General features: G+C 51.2%; 15 protein-coding genes. 14 read left to right on the top strand and 1 reads right to left on the bottom strand.

Going from position 1 to position 17,857, the window contains the following annotated elements:
* Positions 1–65 precede the first annotated feature (65 nt).
* The 4 genes from hrcA to dnaJ all read left to right on the top strand — a co-directional run bounded on the left by hrcA (position 66) and on the right by dnaJ (position 4,902).
* Entirely contained in the window at positions 66–1,097 is a 1,032-nt protein-coding gene (gene hrcA, locus NST43_RS23195) for a heat-inducible transcriptional repressor HrcA (protein WP_209987733.1), read from the top strand.
* Positions 1,098–1,146: 49 nt separating this feature from the next.
* Positions 1,147–1,734, top strand: a complete 588-nt coding sequence (gene grpE, locus NST43_RS23190) for a nucleotide exchange factor GrpE (protein WP_339219635.1) — start codon at positions 1,147–1,149, stop codon at positions 1,732–1,734.
* 74 nt (positions 1,735–1,808) lie between these two features.
* Positions 1,809–3,656, top strand: coding sequence for a molecular chaperone DnaK (dnaK, locus tag NST43_RS23185; protein WP_209987736.1), 1,848 nt, complete (start codon positions 1,809–1,811; stop codon positions 3,654–3,656).
* A gap of 118 nt (positions 3,657–3,774) precedes the next feature.
* Positions 3,775–4,902: a molecular chaperone DnaJ gene (gene dnaJ, locus NST43_RS23180; RefSeq protein WP_209987739.1), complete on the top strand. Its 1,128-nt coding sequence runs from the start codon at positions 3,775–3,777 to the stop codon at positions 4,900–4,902.
* 317 nt (positions 4,903–5,219) lie between these two features.
* Here dnaJ and NST43_RS23175 read toward each other — a convergent pair whose 3' ends face one another.
* Positions 5,220–9,299, bottom strand: a complete 4,080-nt coding sequence (locus tag NST43_RS23175) for a S8 family serine peptidase (protein WP_339219634.1) — start codon at positions 9,297–9,299, stop codon at positions 5,220–5,222.
* A 573-nt stretch (positions 9,300–9,872) separates the two neighbouring features.
* Between NST43_RS23175 and NST43_RS23170 the strand changes: the two genes are divergently transcribed.
* From NST43_RS23170 to NST43_RS23125, 10 genes are all read left to right on the top strand, one after another.
* Complete coding sequence (locus NST43_RS23170) at positions 9,873–10,232, top strand: hypothetical protein (RefSeq protein WP_209987741.1); 360 nt, start codon at positions 9,873–9,875, stop codon at positions 10,230–10,232.
* A gap of 45 nt (positions 10,233–10,277) precedes the next feature.
* The gene (locus NST43_RS23165; protein WP_339219632.1) at positions 10,278–10,457 is read left to right on the top strand and encodes a YfhD family protein; all 180 of its coding nucleotides are present in this window, start codon (positions 10,278–10,280) and stop codon (positions 10,455–10,457) included.
* 122 nt (positions 10,458–10,579) lie between these two features.
* Positions 10,580–10,939 (top strand): hypothetical protein, encoded by a 360-nt coding sequence (locus NST43_RS23160; protein WP_339219630.1) that lies wholly within the window; start codon positions 10,580–10,582, stop codon positions 10,937–10,939.
* Between the two features lie 111 nt (positions 10,940–11,050).
* Positions 11,051–11,962 (top strand): methyl-accepting chemotaxis protein, encoded by a 912-nt coding sequence (locus NST43_RS23155; protein ID WP_209987750.1) that lies wholly within the window; start codon positions 11,051–11,053, stop codon positions 11,960–11,962.
* A gap of 188 nt (positions 11,963–12,150) precedes the next feature.
* Positions 12,151–12,708: an RNA polymerase sigma factor gene (locus tag NST43_RS23150; RefSeq protein WP_339219628.1), complete on the top strand. Its 558-nt coding sequence runs from the start codon at positions 12,151–12,153 to the stop codon at positions 12,706–12,708.
* Positions 12,668–14,329, top strand: a complete 1,662-nt coding sequence (locus NST43_RS23145; protein ID WP_339219627.1) for a DUF4179 domain-containing protein — start codon at positions 12,668–12,670, stop codon at positions 14,327–14,329. Before NST43_RS23150 ends, NST43_RS23145 begins: the two co-directional genes overlap by 41 nt.
* Before the next feature lie 111 nt (positions 14,330–14,440).
* On the top strand, positions 14,441–15,022 hold the full coding sequence (locus NST43_RS23140; protein WP_339219625.1) for a DNA-3-methyladenine glycosylase I: 582 nt from the start codon (positions 14,441–14,443) through the stop codon (positions 15,020–15,022).
* Positions 15,023–15,184: 162 nt separating this feature from the next.
* Positions 15,185–16,243 (top strand): 50S ribosomal protein L11 methyltransferase, encoded by a 1,059-nt coding sequence (gene prmA / locus NST43_RS23135; RefSeq protein WP_209987761.1) that lies wholly within the window; start codon positions 15,185–15,187, stop codon positions 16,241–16,243.
* A gap of 2 nt (positions 16,244–16,245) precedes the next feature.
* Positions 16,246–16,929 carry a site-2 protease family protein gene (locus NST43_RS23130; protein WP_209987764.1) on the top strand — a complete coding sequence of 228 codons (684 nt, stop codon included), beginning with the start codon at positions 16,246–16,248 and terminating at the stop codon, positions 16,927–16,929.
* A 163-nt stretch (positions 16,930–17,092) separates the two neighbouring features.
* Entirely contained in the window at positions 17,093–17,857 is a 765-nt protein-coding gene (locus NST43_RS23125) for an RsmE family RNA methyltransferase (protein WP_339219622.1), read from the top strand.

Below are 17,857 nucleotides of genomic sequence, written 5' to 3'. Positions count from 1 at the left end.
TGGTTAGCACTCATCTCGTTAGAGTGCTAACGAATCGGAGCCACAGCCGGATAGGAGGGAATAACATGTTAACTGAACGCCAGAGAATGATACTGAATGCCATTGTCGATGATTATATTTCTTCCGCTGAGCCGGTAGGCTCGCGCAGTATCTCGAAACGCGGGGATGTGGGCTACAGTCCTGCCACGATCCGCAACGAAATGGCCGATCTGGAGGATCTGGGTTATCTGGAGCAACCTCATACTTCGGCGGGGAGAATCCCGTCCCATAAGGGCTACCGCTATTATGTGGATCATCTGGTACCGTGGAATTCCGCCGAAACGGCCGAACTGGGCACGATCCGCGCTTTTTTCGCAGAGAAGCTGAATGCTACGGAGCAGGTCATCCAACATGCGGCAATGATTCTTTCCAATATGACGAATTATACTTCCATCCTGCTTGGACCGGAGGTTTTTCATACTTCATTGCGCCATTTCCAGCTGCTTCCGCTCGATGACAAGACCGCTGTGGCGATTATCGTTACCAGCACCGGGCAGGTAGAGAACAAGACCGTAAGCCTTCCTCCGGAGATATCAGTATCCGAGATGGAGAAGGTCGTTAATCTGTTGAACAGCAAGCTGGTCAATGTACCGCTCTACAAGCTGAAGAGTCAGCTCTATTCCGAGCTGGGTGAAGAAATGCAGCGCCACATCTCCCACTATGAAGAATTAATGCAGGTGCTGGATACGGCGCTTGAGAGCGACCATGAACAGCGTATCTACCTAAGCGGAGCTACGAATATGCTCACCCAGCCGGAGTTCAAGGACGTCGATAAGGTGAAGACTATTCTGGATCTGCTGGAAGAGACACCTACCCTGCTCAAAATGCTTACCCCGGCCAGCGGCGGAACAGGAATGCAAGTGCGCATAGGTACAGAGAATAAGCATGAGGCTTTTGCCAACTGTAGTCTGATTACCGCGACCTATTCACTGGACGGTAAGCCGCTTGGGAGCATCGGCATCCTCGGCCCGACCCGTATGGAGTACGCGCGAGTAATGGGTATTCTGGGGATTCTATCCCGGGATTTGACAGCGATGCTGGCACACTGGTATAAGTGAACAGAGTGTACTAGTCCATCGTGAATGATATTAAGGAGGTGAAGACAACTTGAAAGAGGAAAAGGTTCAAGAAATGAATGAGAAGAATGATCCTAAGGTGAATGAGAACCAGGCGGCCGATGAGGCTGAAGCTGGAGCAGACAGCGGCTCATTTACGGCTGAAGAGGCCGGCGAGGCGGCTTCAGACAATGAGGAATACAGAAAGCTGCAGGAGCTTGCAGATGAACATCAGGCGCGCACTTTGCGTGTGCAGGCTGATTTCGATAACTTCCGCCGCCGGACCCAGAAAGAAAAGGAAGAGCTGGCGAAGTACGCAACGTCTAAGCTTGTAACCGAGCTGCTTCCGGTAATGGATAACTTTGAACGCGCACTGGCGACTCCTGCAGCAGGTGCAGACGCTGAAGCGTTCATCAAAGGCGTGAATATGATTTTCCGGCAGCTGGAGGGAGTCCTTATGTCTGAAGGACTTACAGCCATGGAAGTGGTAGGACAGCCATTTAACCCTGAATATCATCAGGCGATCATGCAGGTGGAGAGCGAGGAGCACGAGGAAGGCATCGTGACGGAAGAGGTCCAGAAGGGCTATCTCCTGAAGGATAAGGTTCTTCGTCCGGCCATGGTCAAAGTCAGCATGTAGTTCTGTTCTATATAAGATAATAAAAAATGGATGAAGCCCCGGGCTTCACATTATTTCTGAGGAGGCACATTACAGTGAGTAAAGTTATCGGTATTGACTTAGGAACCACGAACTCTTGCGTTGCCGTTATGGAAGGCGGCGAAGCCGTCGTTATCCCGAATCCGGAAGGCGCGCGTACAACCCCATCGGTTGTAGGCTTCAAGAAAGACGGCGAGCGTATCGTCGGTGAAACGGCAAAACGCCAGGCCATCACGAACCCGGACCGTACGATCGCTTCGATCAAGCGCCACATGGGTACAGGCCACAAAGAAAGCATTGACGGCAAAGACTATTCTGCACAGGAAATCTCGGCTATGATTCTTCAGAAGCTGAAATCCGATGCTGAAGCCTATCTGGGCCAGACGGTAACTCAGGCGGTTATTACAGTTCCTGCTTATTTCAATGACAGCCAGCGTCAGGCTACCAAGGATGCAGGCAAAATCGCTGGCCTTGAAGTGCTGCGTATTGTCAACGAGCCAACAGCAGCTGCTCTTGCTTACGGTCTGGAGAAATCCGAAGATCACACCATCCTGGTCTATGACCTTGGCGGCGGTACCTTCGACGTATCCATTCTTGAACTGGGCGACGGCTTCTTTGAAGTAAAGGCTACCAGCGGTGACAACCGTCTGGGCGGGGATGATTTTGACCAACTGGTTATGGATTACCTCGTAGCTGAATTCAAGAAAGAGCAGGGCATTGACCTGAGCAAGGACAAAGCGGCTGTTCAACGTCTGAAGGATGCTGCGGAAAAAGCGAAGAAAGAGCTGTCCGGCGTACTTACAACTACAGTATCGCTTCCGTTCATCACGGTAGTTGACGGAGTGCCTCAGCACTTGGAGATCAACCTGACCCGTGCCAAGTTCGACGAGCTGACTGCAAGCCTGGTTGAGCGCACGCTGGGACCTACCCGTCAAGCGCTGAAGGATGCTGGTATGACGCCTGCTGATCTGCACAGAATCGTACTGGTCGGCGGATCGACTCGTATTCCTGCCGTACAGGATGCGATTAAGAAACTTACAGGCAAAGATCCGCACAAAGGTGTTAACCCGGATGAAGTAGTAGCCCTGGGTGCTGCTGTTCAAGCGGGCGTACTGACTGGGGATGTAAAAGACGTAGTACTCCTCGACGTAACTCCGCTGTCCCTCGGTATCGAAACTGCAGGCGGCGTGTTCACGAAGATGATTGAGCGCAACACTACGATCCCTACAAGCAAATCGCAGGTGTTCTCGACCTTCGCAGACAGCCAGCCTAGCGTGGAAATCCACGTATTGCAGGGTGAACGCGAGATGGCGAACGGCAACAAGACGCTGGGACGCTTCATGCTGAACGAGATTCCACCGGCACCGCGCGGCGTACCGCAGATCGAAGTTACCTTCGACATCGACGCCAACGGTATCGTTAATGTCTCTGCTACAGATAAAGGTACCAACAAGAGCCAGAAGATCACCATCACTTCTTCCAGCGGTCTGAGTGACGCAGAAGTGGAACAGATGATGAAGGATGCCGAGCTGCACGCTGAAGAAGACCGTAAGCGTAAAGAACTGGTTGAAGCCAAGAACGGTGCTGACCAGCTCGTATACTCCACAGATAAAGTAATCAAGGATCTGGGCGACAAGGTCGATGCTTCCGAGATCGACAAAGCTAATGAAGCCAAGGACAAGGTGAAGGCTGCGCTGGAAACCGACAACCTGGAAGAAATCACTGCCGCTACAGAGGCGCTGAATGAGATTGTACAGCAGTTGTCCGTCAAACTGTATGAGCAGGCTGCACAGGAACAGCAGGCCGCTGAAGCGGGTCAGGATGCTTCTGAAGGCAATGCCAAGAAGGATAACGTGGTAGATGCGGATTACGAAGTGGTTGACGATGAGAAGAATCAAGGGTAACCTTAGACGATAAATTCTAATGTGGTGAGAGGGAAGGTCAAGACCGGGGCATCCCGGGTTTTGGCTTTCCTTTTACCATGTATATAGGGGAAATTAACGATGTACGGAGGTGAAAGCAGTGGCAGATAAACGTGATTATTATGAGGTTCTGGGCCTCGGAAGAGATGCTTCAGAAGACGAAGTGAAGAAGGCCTACCGCAAGATGGCGCGCCAGTACCATCCCGATGTGAATAAAGCCAGTGATGCTGAGGCCAAGTTCAAAGAGGTTAAGGAAGCCTATGATGTCCTGAGTGACGGGCAACAGCGGGCGCGGTATGACCAATATGGGCATATTGACCCTAATCAGGGAATGGGCGGCGGCTTTGGCGGCGGTGGCGGAGATTTCGGCGGTCTTGGTGATATCTTCGATATGTTCTTCGGCGGCGGCGGTGGGCGGCGTGATCCGAATGCGCCACAGCGCGGCGGCGATTTGCAGTATACAATGACCATTGAATTCAAGGAAGCGGTGTTCGGCAAAGAGACCGATATTACCATTCCGCGCACGGAGACCTGCGATACCTGCTTTGGCTCCGGAGCCAAGCCGGGTACGAAGCCGGAGACCTGTTCCGTCTGCCATGGCAGCGGGCAACAGGAATTCGTGCAGAATACACCGCTTGGACAGATGCGTAACCGCCGTCCCTGCTCCCATTGCAGCGGCACAGGCAAAATCATCAAAGAGAAATGCACCACCTGTGCAGGTCAAGGCAAAGTGAAGAGACAGCGCAAGATCCATGTGCGTATCCCTGCCGGTGTCGATGACGGCGCGCAGCTGCGCATGACTGGTGAAGGCGAAGGCGGCACACGCGGCGGTCCGGCCGGAGACCTGTACATTGTGATCCGCGTGAAGAATCATGATTTCTTCGAGCGCGAGAACAACGATATTATGTGCGAGGTTCCCTTGACGTTCGCTCAGGCGGCGCTTGGTGACGAGATTGAGATCCCAACGCTGACCGAGAAGGTGAAGCTCAAGATCCCGGCAGGCACCCAGACTGGCACCTTCTTCCGCCTCAAAGGCAAAGGGGTTCCGCATCTGCGCGGCAACGGCGTCGGCGATCAGCATGTCCGCGTCATTGTAGTCACGCCTAGCAAGCTCAGCGATGAGCAGAAGGACCTGCTCCGCCAGTTTGCTTCCTTCAACGGAGAGAACACACATGAGCAGGAGCAGTCGTTCTTCGACCGCGTGAAGCGGGCGTTCCGGGGAGACTGAACTTTTAGATAGCATGAAATAAGGACTTTAAAAGCTTGTAAAGCAGCGCACCGTCTCTATTGTTGGAGGCGGTGCGCTGCTTTTTGCTGGGATTATTCTTTTTTGAATCTGTTGCACATTGTAACAGTAGAAATTCTCTAAATGGGCATTATCAAGCGGAAATCTAAGAATCAAATGTAGGAAATACAATCAGAGGTAGTATGCACATTATGGTAGCAGCGTCTGTTCAAGTACTCAAGCGGGTCTTAACCAAACAAAAAGGGCTGTCCCGAGTAGTCATGTAATGACTACTGAGACAGCCTCTTAAGCTTATTCTACTACTCGATCAATCCGCTCTTGCTCAGCAATTCATAGAGTGCAGCGGCTGCTGTCTCACGGGTTGCCGGAGCGGCCGGATTGAAGGCAATGCCTGATTCGCTGGCGAAGATACCGGCTTTGGTCAGAGCTTGCAGACTGTCCTTGGCATAAGGGGCTACCTTAGCACTGTCGGAGTAAGTTGTGAACGAAGGATTAGCAACAGCCTTCAGTTCAGTGCCTGTCAGTTTCACCGCTCTGTCCAGAATGACAGCGAGTTCCTGACGGGTTACTTTTTGCGTAGGTGCAAACTTGCCATTGCCGATGCCCAGAATCAGACCGGCCTTGGAGGCTGCGGCGACATCCTTAGCGTACCAGTCCGTTGATTTCACATCGGAGAAGGTTACGCTGGTATCGGTACGAAGGCCCAGTGCACGGGTCAAGAGTGCTGTGAACTCAGCACGGGTCAGGTTGCTCTGCGGCGCAAAAGTAGTTGCCGAGGTTCCCTGGATGATCAGCTTGTCGGCCAACGTCTGAATGGCAACAGCTGATTTGGAGTTAGCGATGTCAGTGAAGGCTGCTGCCGGTTTGCTGACTGCTGCATACACGGAGAAGCCAGGACGGCTTACTGTCACAAGGGTTGTTTCGTCTGCCTGTGGTGTGAAGACAGAAGCAACCGGGGTCACCAGTCCATCTTTCTCAAACAGTACACCTGCGGTCTTCGATTCAATCTTGCCAGGTACAGTAAAGGTGCGCTTGATGAATACGTTGGTTGGAACGTTCAAGTAAGTGCTGCCTGTAGCTGTAGTCCATGAAGCTTCATAGGATACCGGGGTTCCGATGACCTTGGCACCCGGAGTACCTGCAATCAGCTTGCTGGCTGCATCCGGCTCTTGCTTGATTATTAGCTTCAAGCTCTGGCCTGCAGGGGAAGCAGCAAGTAAGGATACCGGCAAGGCTACAGCAGATCCGCCAATATTCACGATAATGGTGCTGCCTGCTTGAATGGCGGCCAGTAATTTCACCTGATCAGCAGTCAGGCTCAGTTCAGCAGACTTATCTGAGATGCTGATAAGAGAGATAACAACGGCTGTCTTGACAGTAGCGGCTTTGGCCAGAGCGGCCTTCAGATCGCTGTCGCTGACGGTTACTGTCGTTACACCATCCTTCGATGCAGTTAGAGGTGTTACCGTTACCTGTTGAACCCCTTCTTCAACAAGGGACTTCACAGGAGCTGGAACCACTACAGGAGTCGGCGTTACTACTGTACCGCCACCTCCACCACCGCCGCTTCCGCCGCTTCCACTGTCAGAAACAGTGATAAAGCGGAATGAGGTGTAGGTGCTGTAGTATTTATCATTGTTGTAGTCGATCTTAATTGGTGTCTTCGTGTTGTCCTCTGCAGTGATTCCAAGAATCTCAAGCTTGTAGACCCCATCAGTCAGACCGGCTACTGCAGGGTTGCCGTTAGCATCCAAAATTGGATCACCATTGTGGTCATATGGGTGATAGGTGGATGATATAACCGTGCTATAGTTGCCAGGCTCAAAGAATTGATCCGGTGATCCTGTGGTGGATACCTGGAAGGAGCCTTTCTTAATATCATCCAGGCCAATAAGATTTACTTCATAGTAGTTAATATCTTTGGCTTTCAGCTTGTAGTTCAGAACTGCACCTGAATTGGTGTAGACAATCGGCTGGCTTAGTGCAGCTTCCTGAATGCCTGTACCCCAGCTAGGCTGTTCTGTTGTCTTGTCTACACTAATTGCAAACGGCAAGTGAAGAACGGGAAGATTTGGTTGTCCATCTGCCTTCAGTACAATATTACCCTGCAGCATTTGCGGCTTAGTATCAGCAGCAATGTTAACCTTAAGGTTGAACGTGGAGGCACCTTTCCCAGCAGCAGTTACCGATGACTTGTCTAGAGTCGCAGATACATGCTTGGGATCACCATAGTTCCATTCCACAGAAGCGGAATAGGTGAGCGTGCTATTGCTCATATTCTTCAACTGCAGAACTTTCGTAGCTTCAGAACCTGGCAGCAATGTGCCAAAGCTTGTGGACGGATTGTAGTTAATTACGTTCTGAGGGACAAAGTTCTTGTCCAGAATAGATATTGGCTCCAGGGCTTGCAGTAGTGCCGGAGTGTTAATGGCATCTTCAACATTAGCGCGTCCTGGACCTTGAAGATATAAATCTTCAGGAGAGCCTTCGTAAAGGATTGGAGTTGCAGTGTTCGCCAGAGCGGCCCGAATATCGAATGGTGTATACTCTGGATGTTTCTGTTTGATTAGCAGCGCCAAACCAGCCACATGCGGAGTTGCCATACTTGTGCCGCTAATGCGATTGTATGCTTTGGAATAATCTGTTTCCGGATGACCTTTGCCATAAGCTGGCCATGTAGACAGCACTCCGTCACCGGGAGCTACAATATCCGGCTTGATGCTCAGATTGCCGTCAAAGTTCGGTCCTAATGAAGAGAAATTACTCATTGTATCACCAGTTGTCATTTCATGGTTATATTCTGAACCAAAGGTGAAATATGTTGGATTATCACCATTTGCCAGAATTGCTCTGGCTAACTTGCGCCCTTTGGAGCCTTCGATGTCAAACGTAGGAATGTTCTGATATCCATTGCCTAAATTCACACCGATGAAGTCACTACGGTCTTTGTAGTCTTCGTCTAGAATAGCTTCACTCTTACCATCCACCTTTTGGGCATTTCCGTTAAAAATTACGATTGCTCTAGCTTTACGCTCTTTAGCATTCGCAATTTTATCTACAAAGCCCAGTTCACCACGTGATACCAATACGATGGAACCGCTGATATCTTCAGCAGGGTAATCTTCTTTTGCTCCAAGATCAGCGTACACAACACGTACTGGCTTAGTACCAATGATAGTGGCGAAATCATCATTTGCCAGCTCATACGCCATCATATGGAATGGAAAGTAGGTATCGTAAGTAACAGAAGTTACCGAGTTTGCAATTTCTGCCTTGAATTCGCCGGAGTAAGCGTCAATAGGGCTGGTCACTGAACCTACTGAAATGCCCAATTGGGAGGCCGCCGGGGAGCCCATGGAGAAATAACCCGCTTCTCCGTTGTTCCCATTAGCAATTACAGCAGTCACTCCAGAGAGTACAGCGTTATTAATCGCAATGGAGTCAGGGGAATTCACGTCCTTCTCGGAATCGGAGCCGAGCGACAAGTTGATGACATCCATGCCATCCTTAACCGCACGTTCAATCCCATCAATGACTTGAGCGGAAGATCCGGAGGAAGTGTTCGGTTTCTCAAGATTGCGCCCCAATACTTTGTAGACGTACAGTTCCGCTCCCGGAGCAACGCCCTTTTGCGCAACATCGCCTGTTGCTGCATACTGACCAATGATGGTTCCCGATACATGTGTACCGTGAGAAGTACCCGCATAGCCTACGCCATATTCGGTATCTTCTTCCGGAGTAAGCGGGACTTCTTCATAGGGGTCATTGTCCTGGTAGAAGGAGTCATAACCGCCTTTATAAGCCGGGGCAATATCCGGGTGCGTGTAGTCAACACCGGTGTCAATCACACCGACTTTCAGTCCGGCTCCGTTAATCCCTTGGTCTGCCGCCCAGTCTGCATGAATCTGCTTCAGGGGAGCATTATCGTTTCTGTAAGTCACTTCGGTCACTGTCTGATCAGGGAGCGCATACCAGGTGCTGTTCGGATAAATGGAAGACACGCCGGAGATCTTCGCCAGCTCAGGGATTCGGTCAGCCGGAACGGTGACTTCAAAGCCGTTCAGAATCGTGTCGTACTTGTAATTGACAGTGAGGTCAATCTTCTTGGCTTCAGCCTTATCAAGTACTTCTTCCTGCTGGCTGTTCACCGCAGCTTCAGTCGCTGTATTGGCGAGCGCTGTAATTCCTTGTCTGGCAGCATATTTGCCGACGGCGGCAGGCTGACCGCTGAGTTGAACGATAACCCGGACAAGATTTGATGATTTGGTGTTAATCTGTGGAGAAATATAAGACTGATTCGCTGGAATTAAGGCTGGAAGATGATTGCCTGATACGGGTGTCTTCAAGCTGCTGGCGGCGAATGCCGCGCCTGGAATCATACTTGCAGCCACACCTAATGATAAAGTTAGTAATGATAGCTTACGAGGTAATTTTGTCCACTCCAAATGTAATCCCCTCCACAATATGATGTTTGTTCTGGCTTACATCTCTCCTGCTATAGACAGTAGGCGGATTCTCCTTTTCTATTAATCCGGTTTATTTCCGTCAAGATTACTAGGAAAAATATTAAGAAGATTTTACCACTGGTTATTTGTAAAATCCACACAAAATTTATAGAGATTTGAGAATGTTTTCATTTATTGTGGAATGTTATGTGACACAAACAGATTTTTAAAACTACTACAGGAATCTTTGAAGACAAAAAAATACAAAATAACAGACAAAAAAACAATTTTCGTCATAAATACTGACATGTATGCTGAACGAAAAATATGAGCAGTAATTTAGAAGTGTAGCTTCAGAATCTTGAAATCTGTAGACAACAGCGGGTGGAAGTCCGAATTTTCTCTGGAGTCGCAGCCAACCCTAAATGTATAAATTCCTGTCCAAAAATCCAAAATACCCAAGTAAGCCTGAACGAATGAATACCAGGCAGAAAGCGGGGAATTCCCATGTCTGAAAAAAGTATACTGGCCTACTTCAAGACTCCGGAAGAAGCGGAAGGGGTCTCCCGTAAGCTCCAGGCCCTGCGTGCAGAGGAAATTTCCATTGACCGGTTCAGCAGGTTTGGGGGGAGCGGGCAGGAGCCGGGAGTGAATCCGGTTACCGGCAATCTGGCGGGCATGGATTCGATGACGGCGGTTAGTGACCATACGGGCATCTTAGCTGCGGCGCATACGAGCGGGAGCGGGATGAGTCACGGCGGGGATGGCGGACCGACAGGCAGAAATATTCTGCTGACAGTTATTGTAGATGCGGCTGTCCATGGTCAGGCGATGTCGCTCATTGAGGAAGCTGGCGGAATGATTTGAAGCTTAGACAATCAGATAAATACATTGGAGGCTTGATGGCAAGCTATGGACAGAGAGAACTCGAAAATCTTTTCCAAAACCGAAAAAATGAAAATGCTCTATGAGGCGAAGGCCGAGGATGTTGAATTCTCAGCAGCTGAAGCAGATCAGGAAGATGTAGAGGCCATGGACCGTTCCCGGGAAGCTGACAAGCGGCAGCTGGAAGAGATCATGAAGAAGGAATAATTCGGTGAAGTCAAGAAGAGATGAGCAGTCGAATTGTTGCTGTGGATACCCTGCGCAAGTGGGGTATTTTTGTGTTGTGGCGTGTATAATGGAGAGATATGCGAAGCCGGGAGGATACATAAGTGAATACAGTGATTATGTGGGTGGGACTGGCGCTGCTGGTGGCGCTGTTAACCTTGCTGAACCAGAAACAGGTCTATTCCTCCAAAGTAAAACAAGCTTACCGGGAGCTAAGAAGGCTTGCAGAGAAGGTCCGCTCAGAGCAGTCGGCGGCGGGAGATCTGGTAGGCTGGGAAGCTTCCATCGCTGAAATGGAAAAGCACCCCAATGAATTCAACAAGCTGGACAAGGAGATCGGCCTGCGCCAGGTCTTCGTCCAGTATTTGGAGCGGCATTATCCGCAGGATACGAGACTTCCAGAGCTGCAGGAAGCAGCTGCATACCGGAAGGACAGCGTATGGGGGATTAAGATAGGGAATTAAGAAAATCATATCATTTTAAAAGCCCGAACAGCCGTTAATAGGAGTATATAGAAATAAGAGAATACCGTTCGTATATCAGTTAAAAATTGAGATGTATAGGGAGCAGTCAACATGGAAAATCTAGCAGACCAGACAGTTACAGACCAACTGGTTGTCAAAGCTTTGGAAAAGAATCTTGCTATGATCCGGTTCGATTTGGATCGCCGTGTCGCCTATGTCAATGAGATTTTTGCCCGGTCAGTGAAATATAAAGTGGAGGATATGTACGGCATGCAGCATAGGCAGCTATGCTTCCCCTCATTCGTGAACAGTCCGGATTATGAGTTGTTCTGGCAGAATCTAATGGCTGGCCGGAGCTTCCAGGACAAAATTGAACGGATGGACGCAGAGGGGAATTCGGTCTGGCTGGAAGCTACATATATGCCGGTGTTTGATGAGACAGAGACCCATGTCATTGGCGTGTCCAAGGTGGCCACCAATATCACGGAGAGACAGAATAATATGAGCCATGTCGTGGAGCGGATGCAGGGGATGGCGGATAGCCTCAATCAGCGTGCGGATAAAGGAATTGAGCGGAGCCAGGAGCTGCTGCTGAGTATTGACAGGATTGCTGAGGTGTCGAGTGAGAATACCGAAACACTGGTGAATCTGCAAAAGCAGGCGGCAGCGATCCGCGGTGTAGTGCAGACAATCCGTGATATTGCGTCCCAGACCCATCTGCTTGCCCTGAATGCAGCGATTGAGGCTGCACATGCCGGAGAATTCGGCCGGGGATTCGATGTGGTGGCTAAAGAAGTAAGAAAGCTGTCCGCAATGGTGCAGGATCAGATTACCGAAGTGCGGGACAGTGTCCAGGCCATAACGGAAGAGGTAGGCAGAATATCCACGGGCCTGAACCAGGTGCAGGATAATGTGCAGCTCAGCCAGCAGCAGATTCAAGTGGCGCTGGATGAATTCACGCTGATTGCAAGCTCAGCGCAGGAACTGGACGATCAGGCACGTGAAGTGATGAGCATTATCTGAGGTCTGCCGGACTGAAGGGTTACTCTGATTGATTCCATAACATTCTGAAAGCAACATGGAACCCATGAACTTTGGGCGGACATGCTGCTTTTTTTGAATTTCCTGCAGATGGGGGAAGCAGAAAATGAACCTTTTGAAGCCCGGGGTTGTTATAAAGGTATCCAAACAAGAAAGGAGGGCACGCTCAAGTGGACAACAAAGAATTATTCCAGACCTACAGCAAGGAGGTGTATCGCACCTGCTACTATATGGTGCATGATGCTGCCGATGCTGAGGATCTGTGTCAGGAGGTATTCATCACTCTCTTCCGCAGCGAGTGGCAGGGCATTGAATATCTGAAGGCCTGGATTATGAAAATCACCGTCAACACTTGCTTGAATCATCTGAAGCGCAGGAGCAGCCTGCAGCAGAAGCTGAAGGCGCATCTCCATATGTTCAAGGAGAATCCGCAGCCGCTGATAGATAAGCTGGTGGAGCAGAAGGAAACGAAGCTGGAATGGGCGGGATACATGTCCCTGCTCCCGGCGAAGATCAGGGCGGTGCTGACCCTGAGGTATATGCATGATTTCAGTCTGGAGGAAATCCGCCGGATGCTGGATATCCCGCTGGGGACCGTGAAGTCCAGACAGCACAAGGGGCTGCGTATGATGAAGAGGATTCTGGAAGAAGCGGGCGTTCAGCCCATAACGAAGGAGGACGATGAATATGGACAGAACCGAAGCGCAGTTAAAGCGTCGCTTAAATGAGGATCAGGAGCTGAACTATCCTGATTTCGAGCAGATGTGGGGCCGGATGGAGCAGGCTGGATATACTTCCTCCAAGGGCAGCAGCCGTGCGGGAACAAATAGTCCGGTCCGTCACCGTAACTGGCGTAAGATCACTGTCGCAGCCTCATTCAGCGTAGTTCTGATGGCTGTTCCTGTGTATGCCGCTGTGCAAGTTGACTGGGGTAATCTGCTGAACCATAGAAGCGGTGTACAGGCGGCACTGGCGCAGAACCTGGGTCAGCCCATTGGCCAGACGATCACCAAGGATGGAGTAACCCTGACGCTACATACGGCGCTCTCCGATGAGAACCGGACGGTAATTCTGTATAGTCTGGATGTTGGGGGAGACAAGGGCAACGGAATGTGGAATGTGAATGGAATGTCCCTTAAGGATGCCAAAGGGAACGGAGACGATAATGAATACTACTACCAGCAGTGGGACGAGAAAAACAAGCGGTATAACGGTTATTTCGAGACGAACTGGAGTCCGGGCCAGGAGACGGTCAAGGTAAGCCTGAGCGCAACAGGGATTCAGTCCTACTCCCAGCAGGAGGTAGACTTGAAGCTGGATACCGACTCACCGGAGCGGCAGAGCTTTCCGGTGAACAGGGATGGACTAGAGTCGTTCAGTGTTCAGCCTTTTAAGGAAGGTAATGAACAGCTAATGCTGTCCACGGCAGCAGTCTTTAATAATCCGGAAGCTAAGAGCTTGGCATACCCGCAAATCATAGCATACAGAGATGGAGAGCCTGTCAAGAACTCTCAGGCAGGAGCAATGGGCAAGCCCGGAGATAACGGGGAATACACCTCGCTTCAGTACTACAAGCCGGGTGATGTGCCCAAGGCTGACACAACGTATAAACTCAGCTACACCAAGCTTGAACGCAATATTGATGGCCCCTGGACGTTTGATTTCGAGCTGAGCAAGCAGAAAATGGCCGGCGCCACGATGAAGACGGCACTGGATCTGCCGCTGGAAGCGGAAGACGCCAGTAACCGGATTGAGCAAATGGTAGTAACACCTACACAAATCCGTGTGTCCATCCGGACTAAAGCCAAATTCGCTGAGCTGCCTTATGTGAATTATACTCTTGAGGTGGGCGGACAGAAGCTGGAAGGCGGATTGTGGTATTCGACATCGGAGGACAAGGATCTGAGGACGCTGCGCTTCGAACGGCCGGTAAATCTTGAGATTACAAAGACAACGCCAATGACACTTGTAGGTAATTATAAGGTTACCCGGCATGAGGATGACAAGAAGCCACTGGAATTAAACAACATCTCCAGCGAGAAGCAGACGTTAATCCGGCAAACCGGCGGTTATCCGGTGCAGTGGACGTACTATATGCAGGGTGCGGATCTCTATGTAGAGATGAAGAGCGATGATCCCCATTTTGGCGGTGTGAATCAGACACATATCGGCACCGGTAAAGATCGAATCTTGGGTAAAATAGTGACCGTAGGCTTCCGTGGAGACGGAAACAACCGCAGCATTGATGTGTATAAGGATTTCAAAGGAACAGAGGCTTCAATATACATGTTCTTCTACTCTACCAATGAGCCGGACAAGGAGACACGTGTGAAGCTGCAAGGACAATAGTGACATTATTTTAACGGGAAGAACCTTGTGTTCTTCTCTTTTTTTCGTATACAGTTAGAAGATATGGCTATGAAGAGTGGCTAATAACATAAGACAAAGGAGAGATAGACTGTGGAACTAACCCGTTGTGACTGGGTGAATACAGACCCGGTATATATAGCTTATCATGATGAGGAGTGGGGCAAGCCGCTGACAGATGACTTGAAGTTGTTCGAGCTGCTGATGCTGGAGGGGATGCAGGCCGGGCTAAGCTGGTATACGGTGCTGAAGAAGCGGGAGGGCTTCCGTGAGGCTTTTGACGGCTTTGATCCGGAGAAGATTGTGCTGTATGGGGAGGACAAAGTCGAAGAGCTGATGCAAAATGTGGGGATTGTGCGCAACCGTCTGAAGATTAAGGGAGTGATTACCAATGCACAGGTGTACCAGCAGATCTGCCGCGAGGAAGAGGGAGGCTTTGCCGGTTATCTGTGGAGCTTCGTCGGCGGGACGCCGGTTGTGAACCACTGGAAGAACAGAGCGGAGGTCCCTGCGACCACTCCCCAGTCTGATCAGATGAGTAAGGCGCTGAAGCGCAAAGGGATGAAGTTTATCGGCTCGACGATCTGTTACGCTTTTATGCAGGCCTCCGGGATGGTAGATGACCATGCGCTGGATTGTTTTTGCCGCAGCACCCCGGCTGCTATAGAGAGCTGAACGGCAGTTTGGCGCTGAACGGGTAAGAAATGCTATACTAGCTAAGATAAGCTTCGAGGGACATTATGCTCCCAAAACTGAGTCTATGCTTCCGAAGTAAGTTTGTTCGAAGCAGAATCAAGAGAAGTAACGCTCGCAAAACTTTTAGGAGGATTCATTACCATGCTATGGCACGAATTGACGGTACATACAACGGAGGAAGCACAGGAGATGATCTCCAATCTGCTGGTTGAAGCCGGAGCGGGCGGAGTCTCTATTGAAGAATCCGGGACGCTGAATAAAGTCCGGGATACACGTTACGGTGAATTATACGATGAACCGCTCAATGATATCCCCGAAGGGGAAGCGGTCATTAAAGGATATTATGCGGAATCGGTGGACATGGACGCGGTTGTGTCCGAGGTGACGCCAAGGGTGGAAGAGCTGAGGGAATTCGGGATTGACCCCGGGCTGGCGCAGATCTCTTGGAAGACAGTGGATGAGGATGATTGGGCCCATGCCTGGAAGCAGTACTTCAAGCCGCTGCGCGTCTCTGAGCGGCTGACCATTAAGCCGACATGGGAAGAATATACCCCGGCCTCTGCCGATGAGAAAATCATTGAGCTCGACCCCGGAATGGCCTTCGGAACCGGGACGCATCCGACAACGGCGCTGTGCCTGCGCGCTCTTGAGAAGCATATTGTCAGCGGCGACGAAGTCATCGATGTAGGAACAGGCTCCGGCATCCTTGCTGTCGGAGCGATGCTGCTCGGTGCCGCCTCCGTCCTGGCGCTGGATCTGGACCCGGTCGCCGTGGAGAGTGCCCGCGAGAATGTGGCGCTGAACCGGCTGGTGTCAGCCATCACCGTCAAGGAGAGCGACCTGCTCTCGCTGCTGGGCGGTGAGGGGGCGGCGGATACCGCAGCCGGAGAGATGTGGCCTTCAGCCCGGCCGAGCAATACGGCTGACCAAGAGGCCGTTCCTGTTGTTGCCCCGGCGGCAGACGGGCTGGGAGTGACTCTGCCGGTCCGGGTGGTCGTGGCGAATATTCTGGCCGAGATTATTGTGCTGTTCACGGACGATGTCTATCGTGCGCTTCAGCCGGAGGGGATCTATATTACCTCGGGGATTTATAAGGATAAGGAAGGGCTGGTCGCGGAAGCGCTGAAGTCCTCCGGTTTCGAGATTTTAGAAGTAACCCGCGAAGAAGACTGGGTGGCGTTCACAGCCGGAAAGAGGTAGACATGGGTTCCCTGGATCAAATTTTAGTATATCCTTTGCAGCAGCTTCCGTTTTTTCTGATTACGATTGTTATTGCGTTTACGGTGCATGAATTTGCCCACGCTTATTTTGCCAATAAATTCGGGGACCCTACAGCGCGTTTGCTGGGCCGTATGACCTTGAATCCGGCGGTGCACTTTGATCTCTTCGGTATCATTCTGCTGCTGATTGCGGGCTTCGGCTGGGCGCGACCGGTTCCCGTGAACCGGGATAACTTCCGCCGTCCCCGCCTGATGGGTGTTATCGTGTCAGCCGCCGGGCCAATCAGCAATCTGCTGCTGGGTATTCTGGGCGCGCTGATCTATGCGATTCTTGTGGGAACAGGTACGATGGATTCGATCAAGAACGAGCAGGTGCTTCGTGCGCTGATCTGGTTCTTCGGAATGTTCATTCATTTCAACTTCTTCCTCTTCGTATTTAACCTGATTCCGCTGCCGCCGCTGGATGGTTACCGGATCGTTGAGGATATCGCACCGCGTCCGATCCGTGGAAGACTTCAGCAGTATGAGCAGTATACGGTTTTCCTGTTCCTGCTGATCATCTTCATTCCGGGTCTGCGCGCCTATACGATAGAACCGCTTAGTTATTGGGCGACACGTACGGGTAATGATTTCTTCCAGCTGTTCCTAAAAATGTTCGGGGTCTGAGCAGAGCAGTACGGACAGGGACTGTTCAGTGCATGGCAAACGTTGTAGAATATAATGTGATTATTAAGTAGATGAATGATACGTGTGAAGCGGCGGCCGGGACCTGATTTGGCGGGGACTACGCCGCTTTTACGCTGAATAACGGACAGGATGAGGATGAGAGATGCAGCGTTATTTCGTAACTCCGGCACAGTTCGGACAAGACAAGGTTAGCATTGACGGTGAAGACGCCCGCCACATTGCCAAGGTCATGCGCGGTAAGGCCGGGGACAAGCTGATTGTCAGCGACGGCGTGTCCCGCGAGGCGCTGGCCGAGATTGCTGACATAGAGATCGGCCTGGTCACCGTGAGCATACTGGAGCCTCTGGCCATGACTCATGAGCCGCGTATCCAGATTACCGTCGCCCAGAGCCTGCCCAAAGGGGACAAGCTGGAGACGGTCATTCAGAAATGCACGGAGATCGGGGCTGTAGCCTTCACGCCGTTCCTCTCAGAGCGGACGATCGTGCAGTACGATGAGCGCAAGGAGAGTAAGCGGGTAGAGCGCTGGCGCAAAATCTGCAAGGAGGCTGCCGAACAGGCGCACCGGAATATTGTTCCGCTGGTGCATTCACCGTTCAGCTGGAAACAGCTGCTCCAGAGCTTCAGCGGCTATGATGCCGTCTATTTCTGCTATGAGAAGGAAGAGGGACTCCAGCTCCGCAGCGCAGCCGCGCCATGGCTGGCATCGCTTCCGCCGGAGGCTGCAGCCAAAGTGATGATCGTTGTAGGGCCGGAGGGCGGCTTTAGTACGGAGGAATGCCGGCTGGCTGAGGAAGCCGGAGCAGTCTCTGTCGGGCTGGGGCCGCGTATTCTGCGCTGTGAAACCGCAGGTATGGTTGCCGCCGCCTGCATTTTATATGAATCCGGAGAAATGGGGGGAGCTTAA

Source organism: Paenibacillus sp. FSL H8-0332 (assembly GCF_037963835.1).
In the GTDB taxonomy this organism is placed as follows: domain Bacteria; phylum Bacillota; class Bacilli; order Paenibacillales; family Paenibacillaceae; genus Paenibacillus_AQ; species Paenibacillus_AQ rhizoplanae.
The sequence above is the reverse complement of the archived record's forward strand: the minus strand, read 5'-3'. Positions and strand labels throughout refer to the sequence as shown.